Source organism: Pedobacter sp. MC2016-15 (assembly GCF_026239695.1).
Classification (GTDB): domain Bacteria; phylum Bacteroidota; class Bacteroidia; order Sphingobacteriales; family Sphingobacteriaceae; genus Pedobacter.
The window spans coordinates 401,270-414,607 of sequence record NZ_JAPIVS010000002.1 but is presented as its reverse complement, the minus strand read 5'-3'; the positions used below and the strand labels follow the sequence as shown (position 1 = coordinate 414,607).

The 13,338-nt window shown below is 45.3% G+C and carries 8 protein-coding genes; all 8 read left to right on the top strand.

All coding sequences use genetic code 11. From position 1 onward, the window contains the following. Nucleotides 1–7 precede the first annotated feature (7 nt). The 8 genes from miaB (at nucleotide 8) to OQY15_RS06510 (ending at nucleotide 13,337) form a co-directional block, all read left to right on the top strand. The gene (miaB, locus tag OQY15_RS06545; RefSeq protein ID WP_265789201.1) at nucleotides 8–1,432 is read left to right on the top strand and encodes a tRNA (N6-isopentenyl adenosine(37)-C2)-methylthiotransferase MiaB; all 1,425 of its coding nucleotides are present in this window, start codon (nucleotides 8–10) and stop codon (nucleotides 1,430–1,432) included. A 32-nt stretch (nucleotides 1,433–1,464) separates the two neighbouring features. After that, on the top strand, nucleotides 1,465–2,697 hold the full coding sequence (locus tag OQY15_RS06540; protein WP_265789198.1) for a sigma 54-interacting transcriptional regulator: 1,233 nt from the start codon (nucleotides 1,465–1,467) through the stop codon (nucleotides 2,695–2,697). Nucleotides 2,698–2,700: 3 nt separating this feature from the next. Then, on the top strand, nucleotides 2,701–3,210 hold the full coding sequence (locus OQY15_RS06535; protein ID WP_265789196.1) for an LptE family protein: 510 nt from the start codon (nucleotides 2,701–2,703) through the stop codon (nucleotides 3,208–3,210). 32 nt (nucleotides 3,211–3,242) lie between these two features. After that, nucleotides 3,243–4,616: a hypothetical protein gene (locus tag OQY15_RS06530; RefSeq protein ID WP_265789194.1), complete on the top strand. Its 1,374-nt coding sequence runs from the start codon at nucleotides 3,243–3,245 to the stop codon at nucleotides 4,614–4,616. Nucleotides 4,617–4,630: 14 nt separating this feature from the next. Next, nucleotides 4,631–4,984 carry a preprotein translocase subunit SecG gene (gene secG, locus OQY15_RS06525; protein ID WP_265789192.1) on the top strand — a complete coding sequence of 118 codons (354 nt, stop codon included), beginning with the start codon at nucleotides 4,631–4,633 and terminating at the stop codon, nucleotides 4,982–4,984. A 219-nt stretch (nucleotides 4,985–5,203) separates the two neighbouring features. Further along, a complete protein-coding gene (gene groES / locus OQY15_RS06520; RefSeq protein WP_142529249.1) occupies nucleotides 5,204–5,497 on the top strand; it encodes a co-chaperone GroES in 294 nt (97 codons plus the stop codon). Nucleotides 5,498–5,550: 53 nt separating this feature from the next. Next, nucleotides 5,551–7,191, top strand: a complete 1,641-nt coding sequence (gene groL / locus OQY15_RS06515; RefSeq protein WP_265789187.1) for a chaperonin GroEL — start codon at nucleotides 5,551–5,553, stop codon at nucleotides 7,189–7,191. 143 nt (nucleotides 7,192–7,334) lie between these two features. Next, nucleotides 7,335–13,337, top strand: a complete 6,003-nt coding sequence (locus OQY15_RS06510; RefSeq protein WP_265789185.1) for a PKD domain-containing protein — start codon at nucleotides 7,335–7,337, stop codon at nucleotides 13,335–13,337. The last annotated feature ends 1 nt before the right edge of the window (nucleotide 13,338 follow it).

Below are 13,338 nucleotides of genomic sequence, written 5' to 3'. Positions count from 1 at the left end.
TTACTTTATGATTGATTTACAGCTAGCAGACAAGACACACGATGAAGCACGCCAGGGTGAAGCCCTGATCATTGACGCACCTAAAGCGCTCAATGCGAGGAAGCTATATATTGAGAGTTATGGTTGTCAGATGAACTTTGCCGATAGTGAAATCGTAGCTTCGATCCTGCTTGATCAGGGTTTTGAGACTACGGGCGACTACCATGAGGCAGATGCAATATTTATTAATACCTGCTCTATACGGGAGAACGCCGAACAACGCGTACGTAACCGTTTATCGCAGTTTGGCATAGAAAAACGCAGGAACCCCAAACTGATTGTGGGCGTACTTGGCTGCATGGCAGAGCGTTTGAAATCTAAATTTTTAGAAGAAGAGAAACTTGTTGATATGGTTGTTGGCCCGGATGCTTACCGCGATCTGCCACAGCTGATCGAACAGGTTGGTGAGGGACAGAAAGCGATCAACGTATTGCTTTCGAGGGAAGAAACTTATGCTGATATCAGTCCGGTGCGCTTAAACGGAAATGGTATTACTGCATTTATTTCGATCATGCGTGGTTGTGATAACATGTGTTCTTTCTGTGTAGTTCCATTTACCAGGGGCCGCGAACGCAGCAGAGACCCACATTCCATTCTTGCAGAAGCACAGGATCTTTTTGACCGCGGATACAAGGAAGTGACTCTTTTGGGACAAAATGTAGACTCCTACAAATGGAAAGGCGAAGATGAGTCTTCGGAGGTAATGGTGAACTTTGCCCAGTTACTGGAAAAGGTAGCCCTGATCAGTCCTGAATTGCGCATCCGTTTTTCTACCTCACACCCTAAGGATATTACCGATGAGGTGTTATACACGATTAAAAAATATGATAACATCTGTAATAATATCCACCTGCCGGTTCAGTCGGGCAGCAGCAGGGTATTGGAACTGATGAACCGTACCTATACCCGCGAGTGGTACATCAACAGGGTTGATGCCATCAGGAGGATTATCCCTGATTGTGCAATCTCGACCGATGTCATCGCAGGATTCTGCACAGAGACGGAAGAAGAGCACCAGGAAACTTTGAGCATGATGGATTATGTGGGGTATGACTTCGCATTCTGCTTCAGCTATTCCGAAAGACCAGGTACACTCGCTGCCAGGAAATTTGAAGATGATATCCCTGAGGACGTGAAAAAACGTCGTCTGAAGGAGATCCTGTTAAAGCAGCAGGTGACGTCATTGCAAAGACTGCAGGCTTCGGTAGGCAAAACGGTGAGAATCCTTGTAGAAGGGTTTTCGAAAAAGTCTGACAAAGACTTATGCGGAAGAAATGACCAGAACGCCATGATCGTATTTCCGGCAGCAGAGAATGTTGCTCCGGGCCAATACGTGAATGTGGTGATCGAGCGTTGTACTTCTGCAACACTTTTAGGCAGAATTGCCGGTTAAGACAAGAATATTTTAAACAAATTCAATTTATTTTGGACGTACAGGATATTAAAAATCGATTTGGAATTATTGGTGGTTCTCCACTATTAAACCGGGCAATTGATATTGCCAGGCAGGTAGCTCCAACGGACATGTCAGTATTGATTACGGGTGAAAGTGGTAGTGGAAAGGAAGTATTTTCGCATATCATCCACCAGCTGAGCGCGCGTAAACATGGTTCCTTCATTGCCGTAAACTGCGGTGCCATACCAGAAGGGACGATAGACTCAGAATTATTTGGTCACGAGAAAGGTTCATTCACCGGGGCCCATGAAGCCCGTAAGGGATACTTTGAAGTGGCCAACGGGGGGACGATCTTCCTGGATGAGGTAGCAGAACTGCCTTTAGGTACTCAGGCGCGTCTGTTGCGTATCCTGGAGAGTGGCGAATACCTGCGTGTGGGCTCTTCAAAAGTGCAGAAAACGGATGTGCGTATTGTTGCAGCTACCAACGTGGATGTGTATAACAGGGTAAAATCCGGCAAATTCCGTGAGGATTTGTATTACCGTTTAAACACGGTGCCTTTGCGTATCCCTGCCCTGCACGAGCGGAAAGAAGATATTTTCCTGTTGTTCAGAAAGTTTTCTGCTGATTTCAGCGATAAGTACCGCAGTCCGGGAATCCACCTGGAGCCCGATGCGATACAGATGCTGAGCAATTACAGCTGGCCGGGAAATGTGCGTCAGTTGAAGAATATTGCTGAGCAGGTGTGTGTGCTGGAGAAAGAACGCAATGTGACCGCCGGTGCATTACTGAATTATATCCCGAATGAAAACGGCAGCAACCTGCCGATGCCGATCAACGGGAACAGTAAGGAAGATTTTTCTGAACGTGATATTTTATACAAGGTTCTTTTTGACATGAAAAAGGACATGATGGATCTGAAAAAACTGGTGGCGGAGATTATCCAGAGTGGCGGCAACACTTCACATATCGTGGCAGACAACCCTCACTATATTAACCAGCTTTACCAGGAGATCGACCAGACAGGCAATCACGATTCGACATTAACGATCAAGAAGCCTTCGCAAAGTAATCCGGTAGATTACAATTACACACATGAGGCCGAAGAAGTTGAGGAATCGCTTTCTTTGATTGATAAGGAATCTGATCTGATCAAAAAGGCTTTAAAGAAACATAAAGGCAAACGCAAGTTCGCCGCACAGGAATTGGGCATCTCGGAACGTACCTTATACAGGAAGATTAAAGAACTGAACTTAAATTAAGAGATGAAGAAAATATATTTGTTGCTCCTGTTGCCTTTAGCGCTGCTTGTAAATTCGTGTTCTGTAAAGCTGAACGGGGCTTCCATCCCTAAGGACATGAAAACCATCACGGTGCTGTTTTTTGAAAACAATGCTCCGCTTGTGGTACCTACGCTGAGCCAGGATTTTACCGAGGCACTGAAGACCAGGATCCGTAACCAGACCAGTCTGAATATTATTACTTCTGATGCACATGCGGTGTTTGAAGGCCGGATCACGGGATATGACATCAGACCGGTTGCTTTGCAGAATAACAACAATCCAAGCGCAGGTGCCAACAGGCTTACCATTAAGGTAAATGTGAAATATACCAACAACCTGGACCCTAAACAAAGCTTCGAAGAATCTTTCGAAAGATACAGGGACTTCCCGGTAGGAACCACAACATTTGATATTGCTCAGGTACAATTAATTAGAGAAATCAATGTCATGCTGGTTGAAGATATTTTCAACAGGGCCTTTGCGCAATGGTAAGAAAATTGAATTTCAATCATTAACTTAGCAACGTGGAGCTGGACAAAAACATAGAACAAGAACTCGCCGTATTACTTGCTGATCCTGAAAAGGTATCGGTAGAACATACGTCGATGTTACATGATTTGTTGCAGGAATACCCGTATTATCAGCCGCTGCATTTGCTGCTAGCCAAAGCCGGTCAGGATTCAGGAGAGTATCAAGCACTTGCAAAGGCCTCTCTTTATACCAACGGACAAAGGCTTCACCGTTTTCTCTTTGAAAGAAGGGAGAACAATACTCAATTCCAGTTAAACGAAGTTCCTGCTGAAATTGGTGCCGACCTGCAGGTGGTGTCTGATGAGCAGGAAATTTATGAAGAAATCTCGGAACCTCTTACAGTTTCTTCATTTGAACCTGTCAGCGAAGAAATTGCCGCAGCTGAACAGCCTGCCGACGAAGCTTCAACAGCTGACGAGCAGGAGACTTTTGAAGAAATCTCTGAGGCACTGCCTTTTCAAACCATTCCACCGCCAACAGAACATGATATTCCTGCCGAAGAAATTTCTGCCGGAGCTGAAGAGACTGTTTTTGAGGAAATCGGAGAGGTGGATTATAATGCTTACCGTCCGTTTAAAAACACGGTACAGCCCGAAACAGGGTCTGAAGAAAGTTTGGAAACAGCGGATGCTGAGTTAGAACCGGCAGAAGAATGGCAGACAGAAGCGGAGCCTGAAGAAGATACAGCAACTGATGCTCAGAAGAACACACTTGAAAATGATTTCGTTTTTGAAAGCATTGTATCTACAGATTTCTTTGCCTTTGAAGATAACTTCAGTGTCGTAGAAGAAGTTCAGGAAGAAAAACCTGAAGTAGTAGCTGCGCCGCCTGTTATTGAAGAACATAATGAAGCTGCCGCTGAGGAAGTAGCGAACGGCAGGGTAAGCAATTACAATGACGATAAACTTCCCTACACCTTTTTATGGTGGCTGGCGAAGACCCGCAAGGAGCACCAGGAAAGTTTCCAGCCTTATGTTACAGTAAAAAAAGCCGGTGGAAATGAACTGCAGCAACAGTATGTTGAACACATTTTTCATTTGCAAAGCCACCTTACCGGAAGTGAAGAGCTGCTGGACACTCCAGAATCGCCGAAACCACTGAGCAGGGATTCTCAGATCATCGATAGCTTTATCAAGAATGATCCCCAGATCCATCCGCCAAATGCGGAGCAGATCGACAATGAAAATAAGGCTAAAAGAAGTGCCGAAGATCAGAACGATCTCGTTTCTGAAACCCTTGCCGGAATTTACATCGAGCAAATGCTTTATGACAAGGCGATAGATACTTATGAAAAATTAAGTTTGAAGTTTCCGGAAAAAAGCCGTTACTTTGCCGACCTTATCCAATCTATAGAAAAGAAAATTTAACCATTTAACATACTATGCTTTTTTTAATTATTTTATTAATCATTATTTGTGTTGCATTAGGCCTGTTTGTTTTGATACAAAACCCTAAAGGCGGTGGTCTGGCAACAGGCGGATCGGGCAGCAATATGTTCGGCGTGCAACGCACAGGAGATGTACTTGAAAAGGGCACCTGGATTTTGTTGACACTTATTGTAGTGTTCTCACTGGCCGTTACTGCTATTGGCAAAAATGGTGGTTCTTCTGCAGGAAGTTCAGAATCAAAAATTCAGGAACAACTGGATAAAACTCCTGCTCCATCTCCTATCGGAGGCGCATTGGGTACAGCACCATCTGCTGCTCCGGCAACTACGGATACAACTAAAAAATAGCTTTTAGCTACCCTTATACGAGCCCGTCAGGAATCATCCTGACGGGCTTTTTTTTTGCATCCCTGCCAGTCTGACACAAAAAAAACACGCCCATAATCTATTAGCTGACAAGCCTGTGTAAATTTGTCAAGCAAAGAGCGCTTGGCATAAAAACTGATGTACTTATCGTGTTTAATAAAATTTATACATTAACCTTTAAATTAAAACAATAATTAAGTTATGGCTTTAAACATTAAACCCATTGCAGATAGAGTAGTTGTTGAAGCTGCTCCTGCCGAAGAAAAAACTGCTTCGGGTATTTACATCCCGGATACAGCGAAAGAAAAACCTCAGCAAGGAACAGTTGTAGCAGTAGGACCAGGTAAATTTGCCGAACAAACAGGGAACTTAGTACCATTGAGCGTTAAAGTTGGAGATGTAGTTTTATATGGAAAATATGGCGGTACTGAAATTACTTATGAAGGTAAAGAGTATCTCATTATGCGTGAAACTGATCTTTACGCAGTTCTTTAATCGCTGGTTTCAATTCCGGCAAATCCCACCAAATATTTAAACAACATTTTAAAATGGCAAAACAAGTAAAATATAACGTAGAAGCCCGCGACGCCCTCAAAAGAGGTGTAGATACTTTGGCTAATGCAGTTAAAGTAACTTTAGGTCCAAAAGGACGTAACGTAATTATCGACAAAAAATTTGGTTCACCAGCAATCACTAAAGATGGTGTTACTGTAGCAAAAGAAATTGAGTTGAAAGACCCGATTGAAAATATGGGTGCACAGATGGTGAAAGAAGTTGCTTCTAAAACTGCAGATATCGCAGGTGACGGAACAACTACTGCAACTGTATTGGCTCAGGCAATTGTTACTGCAGGTATTAAAAACGTTGCTGCCGGTGCAAATCCAATGGATTTGAAACGTGGTATCGACAAAGCTGTAACTGCAATCGTTGCTAACTTAAAAACGCAATCACAAACAGTTGGCGAAGACAACAACAAAATCAAACAAGTTGCCTCGATCTCTGCCAACAATGACGAAGTAATCGGTTCACTGATTGCTGAAGCAATGGGTAAAGTAGGTAAAGATGGTGTGATTACTGTTGAAGAAGCAAAAGGTACTGAAACTGAAGTAAAAACAGTTGAAGGTATGCAATTTGACCGTGGATATTTATCTCCATACTTCGTAACCAATGCTGATAAAATGGAAGCGGAATTAGAAAACCCTTACATTTTGATCTATGACAAAAAGATCAGCAATATGAAAGAATTATTGCCGATTCTAGAGAAACAAGTTCAGACTGGTAAACCATTATTAATTATCGCTGAAGATTTAGACGGTGAAGCATTAGCTACTTTGGTAGTGAATAAAATCCGTGGTTCACTGAAAGTTGTTGCTGTTAAAGCTCCGGGATTTGGTGACCGCAGAAAAGCGATGCTGGAAGATCTTGCGATCTTAACTGGTGGTACTGTAATTTCTGAAGAAAGAGGTTATAAATTAGAAAATGCTGACCTTACTTATTTAGGTACTGCTGAGAAAATCGTTGTAGATAAAGACAATACCACGATCATCAACGGTGCTGGTCAGTCAGAAGATATTAAAGGTCGTGTTAACCAGATCAAAGCTCAGATTGAAACTACTACATCTGACTACGATAAAGAAAAATTACAGGAGCGTTTAGCCAAATTATCTGGCGGTGTTGCTGTTCTTTATGTAGGTGCAGCTTCTGAAGTTGAAATGAAAGAGAAAAAAGACCGCGTTGATGATGCTTTACATGCAACCCGTGCTGCGGTTGAAGAAGGTATCGTTGCAGGTGGTGGTGTTGCTTTCATCCGTGCTATTGAATCATTATCTGGCCTTAAAGGTGATAACGAAGATGAAACTACTGGTATTGCTATCGTGAAACGTGCGGTTGAAGAGCCATTGCGTCAGATCTGCGAAAATGCAGGTATCGAAGGTTCTATCGTAGTTCAGAAAGTTAAAGAAGGTACTGCTGATTTCGGTTACAATGCACGTACAGACGTGTATGAAAACCTGATTGGCGCTGGTGTTATCGACCCAACTAAAGTAAGTCGTGTAGCATTGGAAAATGCAGCTTCTATCGCAGCGATGTTGTTAACAACAGAAGTTGTGTTAGCAGATGATCCTGAAGATGCAGCTCCTGGTGCTGGCATGCCTCCTATGGGTGGCGGTGGCATGGGCGGCATGATGTAATTCAGCGTTCAACCATATATTTTTGATAAAAAATCCTGCTGTAAATAGCAGGATTTTTTATTATGTAGAAATTTCAACTCTTTGTAGACCAGTTATTTGGAAGATGTCAAAATATTTTGATAGTTTGTATTTAACGCTACAATATGAGGAAAGTTTTACACGCTCTATTTTCTCTTGTTTTGGTTTTTGTGTTTACAATAGCCAAGGGGCAGATTACGAGTGTAACGGTCGATCCCGGACCTTACACACCGAACTCAACGATCGCTGCCACGTTTACCCTAGGACCTGATTGTATCGGCAGGAACAATGTCTTTCAGATGTACTTGTCGGATGCAAACGGGAACTTTGTGTCCGCTACGCCAATAGGTACTTACACAGGATTTTATTCTACTTATGTAAATGGGATAATTCCAACGGGAACACCTACAGGTACAGGATATCGAATCAGGATTTCCACAAATCCTGCAACAACATCGTTAATATCTGCGCCTTTTTCAATTGTGGCGACAGGTACCCCAGCGATAGCCCGACTTACATCAATTTCAACAATCAATACCAATCCAGTAATTTTCGGTTCTTGTAACAGCAGTAACAATGCTAGTTTCAGGTTTGTTAATGAATCCAACACAGGGGTTGTTACGGTAACGATCAACAACGAACTTACACCGGGTGCACCAACGCTGCTAACATATACAGCCATTAATGATGGCAGAACATTCAGTCAGGTACCTCAGGCACATTTCACCGTCTTTGCGCGGGCTGTAATGCCAGATGGTACAATCGGAACACAAGCGTATTTTCTGGTAAATAACCGTGCCGTTACTGCCTTTTCCACAACCGGAACTACTACAGTATGTTTCCCAAACGGACTGTTTCAATATAATGTCGATGTCAACACTGATATCGGAATAAAGGTTAATTTTCCTGGTAATACTTATTTAATTAATTGGGGTGACGGTACATCCAACGAATATACTTTCTGTGACATACAAAAAAATAATGGTCAGGTACAACATACATTTACGCAGTCTTCCTGTGGCCTGACCTATTCGTCTGGCGTCGAAACTACATATAACGCATTTGGTGTCAACGTCGGAGTGGTCAGCCCATTCTGCGGGAGGGTTGGGGCTCCCCTATCAACTCCTGCTATTGTTGTTTCCAAACCTGATAACCGGTTCAGCTTCCCGGCTGTTGCCTGCTTACCTGATCCCGTAACTTTTGTAAACCAATCTCTCGCTGGTCAAAAACCAAATTCAAATTCTCCGGGATGTACCGACAATACAGTGTATTATAACTGGTATGTTGACGGGGTACTCATTGCAGAAGAAAAACCCAGAAATTTTGATTTTGTCTATACCTTCCCTACCAAGGGCCAGCATATGGTTCGCCTTACCTCCCTGAGTGAAGGGGGCTGCCAGGCTGATCCCGTAGAATTTCCAATTTGTATCCAGGACCCGCCTGCACCAGGTTTCACCTTACCTGCAACTACCCTTTGCTTAAGTTCTGCAACGCTAACACCAACCAATACCTCTGTTATAGATAACACGTGTACTAACGTTGGTGCTCCGGTATATACCTGGGCAATTACACCACCTTCAGGGGCTACATATAATGTAAATGGCTTTAGCCCTACATTTAATTTTACACAAATTGGGGTATATAGTATTACTTTAAATATCCAGTCGGCAACATGTAACAGGACTACCGCTCCACAAGAGATTGTTGTTAACAGTACACCACAAACTACAATGTCTGCCAATGCCAGACTTTGCTCAAAGGGAGGTGAATTTAGTTTTGGCCCAAATGGCGGTATTACGCGAACGGTGACGACAGGAACGGCGGCAGCGTTGAACGATACCTATACATGGACTGTCACAGGAGGAACAAACTATTCCTTTGACCCCTCAACTCCTGCCAATAGTCAGTACCCCAAAATCATATTTACTGATTATGGCAGCTACACGGTAACGTTGGTACATAAAAACAACTGTAACCCTACGGGGCTGACAACAAGTCAAACACTTACCTTCCTGCCATCTCCATCACCTGTGGTAACCGTTGATCCTACAGTATGCTATGGGGCTAATATTGATCTTATTGCTACGATTAACAATAATAATCCCGGCACGACCTTTAGTTGGAGCAGCAGTGGTAATGGTACATTCTCCGATCCGGCCAGTCTGACGCCAACATATACCCCATCCGCAGCAGACCTCAATGCACTGAGCACAACGATAACATTACTCGTGAATACAGGAATTCCGGGAGAGTGCGAACTGGTGAGTGCAATTAAAACTGTAACAATTCTCCCAGATAATACGGGAACAAATACTATCCAGAACATCTGCTCCGGTCAGGCCCTCGCTTATACACCTGAATCAAGTGTATCTACAAGTTCTTTTAGATGGACAGCTGTCAATGCCGATGGGAATGCCCAGCCCGGCACCTACCCAACATCAGGTATCGGTGACATTAATGCATCATCGATTATCAATACGAGTTCAACAGCAAGGGCTCAGATTATTTATACCATAACTCCTGTAAGTACAAATGGGGTAATTACCTGTAACGGTGTACCATTTACACTTACAGTAAATGTCGATCCCCTTCCTGTGTTAACAGCCTCGCCAGGAACAACACCAATTTGCAGTGGCGAGCAGCTGGGCATCACGATGACATCAAACCTTCCTAATACCCTTTATACCTGGTCATCAACCGTAACAGGCGTTACTGATGGGGTTGTGACTGGAAATGTTCCACAACCGACCCCACTCAATACTGATGTGATCAACAACCGTGTCAGCAATACCGGAACAACACAGGCAACAGTTACTTACACCATCACTCCGCATTATAATGTAACAGCACAAAATCCCGATGGATGCATTGGGGACTCAAGAATTATTGAAGTTAAAATTGATCCGGCACTTACAGTGGCCAATGCAGGACAACCTGAAGATATTTGCGACCGGCCGACATATACATTAAACGGAAATACGCCTGTTGTAGGCACCGGCCTCTGGACCTCTGACGCTGATAACCCTCCTGGGGTGACATTCAACAATCCTGCTTTACCAAACGCCACGGTATCCGGCCTTATCGCGGGACAGGATTACACTTTTATCTGGACAATCAGTGCTCCGGGAGCATGTAACCCAACATCCAGTGAAGTGACAATCACAGTAAATACCCCTACAAACCCGGGGCAAACCTCAACAGTGAGCACTATTGTTTGTGAAGGTACCAACAGCGGCACCATCACGCTTTCCGGAAATAACGGTACAGTACTGAGCTGGGAAAGCTCCATCAATAACGGTGCAAGCTGGCAGCCCATTGCCAATACAACCTCTACGCTCAATTACACCAATATTGTCGCGACCACACAATACAGGGCCGTAGTGCAGAACGGGCAATGTGCAGCGGCAAATTCTACGATCACGACAATAACCGTTACTCCTGCCACAACAATCGCGAACGCAGGTGCTGATCAAACCCTTTGTAACGAGACAACTGTGCAGCTCAATGCAATTTCGGCTTTAAAATCGGGGGAGACAGGCCTATGGACAGTAAGTCCAAACTTACCAAATACCGTAATCGTTAACCCAACAAACCCTTCCACGCAAGTGAACAACCTTGCTCCCGGAACCACCTACACCTTCACCTGGACCATCACCGGCCCATCACCATGCGGCCCAACAAATGATGCCGTCACCATTACAGATCTTCTCCCATTAACCAACAGCATCAGCAGCACCAGCACCGAAGTCTGCTACAACCAGGTCATCACGATCACCGGAAGCAGTCCTACCGGAGGAAACGGCACCTATGCCTACCAATGGGAGGCCAGCTCTGATGGAACCAACTGGGGCCCGATCAACGGACAAACCGGTAAAGACCTCAGTTTCCAGCTGCAGTCTACACAAAGTTTCAGACGTGTAGTCAGCAGCAGCAGCTGTACCGCTATCAGCAATGTCATCAGAGTTATCGCTCAACCTCCGATTGCCAACAACACCATAGCAGCAAATCAAACAATCTGTACAGGCATCATCCCGGCAGGCCTGACGGGCTCTATACCTACAGGATCTGACGGCAACTTTAACTATCAGTGGCAGTCGAGCACCAACGGCAGCACATGGACAGACATCAATGCGGCCGTATTCGCGACCTATGCACCACCTGCCCTGACCACAACCACCTTATACAGACGTATCGTCAGCACCATCACCTGTAACGGCGACCTCAGGAGCATCAGCAACACCGTAACCATTACCGTCAGGCCAAATGCAGAAGCAGAATATACCTATACCACAGACCAGGCCTGTGCACCATTTGTCATCAATGCCAATAATGTAAAGGCTGTTCCTTACCCTGACCGCAATGCCACCTACAGCTGGTACGCCAACGACCAGCTCATTGGCACCGGCATCACCTTCCCGGGATATACCATTACCACAAGCAATACCAGCGTAACGATCAAACTCGTCACTACGGCAAGCACCGGTTGTCAGCCGGACGAGATGCTGCACGATTTCAGTACGAGTCAGGCTGTGACTCCTTCCTTTACACAAAGTGCGGCATCCGGCTGCGGACCGCTGGTTGTGAACTTCGTCAACACCTCTTCATCACTGCAGGGCGTAACCTTCAGGTGGGATTTCGGCAATGGACAGACCTCTTCGCAAACCATGCCCGGGGGCGTAACCTTCCAGCCAGACCCTACAGGCAAAGACACTACTTATACTGTACGACTTACCGCCATCACCGTCTGCGGGACAAGCTCGACCACCTCTACGGTTTTCATCAAGGCAAAACCGATCTCGATCTTCTCCCCAAGCAGAACAGTAGGTTGTTCGCCGATGACAGTGACCTTCACCAATACTTCACCCGGGTCTACCAATACCTATTACTATGATTTCGGCGACGGCACCTTACTCACCAAAACCGACAAATCTCCGGTATCACATACTTTTATCACCAATGTAGTCCGGGATTATACCGTGAAAATGGTTTCCGAAAACGAATGCGGCAGGGATGAGAGCTCTTACACGATCCGCGTTTCGCCGAATACCGTGCTGCCGGAGCTGGTGGTGAATGCAAATGAACAGACCGGATGTGCTCCTTTTACTGTCAACTTCTACAATAACAGCAGGGGCGCCAACCTGTTCAGGTACGACTTCGGCGATGGCAGCACGCCAACCATTACCAGGACCGCACCGGAGGTAGTCAGACATACCTTTACCACTGCAGGCACCTATACGGTAACACTGACCGCATCCAACGGATGTTCTGACACTACCACTACAGAACAAATCACCGTCCTGCCGCAGCCCATCACCGGCTTTAGTGCAGATGTGACGCTGGGATGCCCGGGATTGGCCGTGCAGTTCAGGAACACCAGTGTTGACGGCGTAAGCTACCTCTGGGACTTTGGGGATGGCAGCAGCTCGACGGAGTTCCAGCCTAGACATGTATTTAGCGGGGCACAGGAATATTATACCGTCAGCCTTACCGCCACAAACAGCCTCGGATGTACTGCCACGACCACCCTCAACCAGTATATTCATGTCGTACCGCCTCCAACAGCGCTGTTCAATGTAGCCCCTTCTACGGTCATCAGTATTCCAAATTATACCTTCAGATTTGAAGATGAGAGCACCAATAACCCAACGATATGGGCATGGGACTTCGGGGATGGCACCACATCCTCCTTGAGGAATCCGTCACATACCTATCCCGATACGGGCAAATATGTAGTAACCCTCAGAGTGAGCAACCAGCAGGGATGTTTCACCACGACTTTCAAAACCGTAACCATCGTCGGCGTGCCGGGATACCTCTTTGTACCGAACTCCTTTATGCCGGGCAGTCCGACACCGGAGCTACGCACATTCATTGCCAAAGGTTCGGGTATTAAATCATGGAAGTTCAGTGTCTTTAACAAATGGGGACAAACCTTATGGGAAACTACAGAACTGAACGAAGGGCGCCCCGTGCAGGGATGGGATGGAACCTATAATGGCGTGCTACAGCCGCAGGGCGTCTACTTCTGGAAAATAGATGTAGAGTTTGTCAATGGCAGTGCATGGAAAGGGATGACTTATGATTCATCGGCACCAAAGAAAACAGGAGTAATACATCTGATCAGATAAT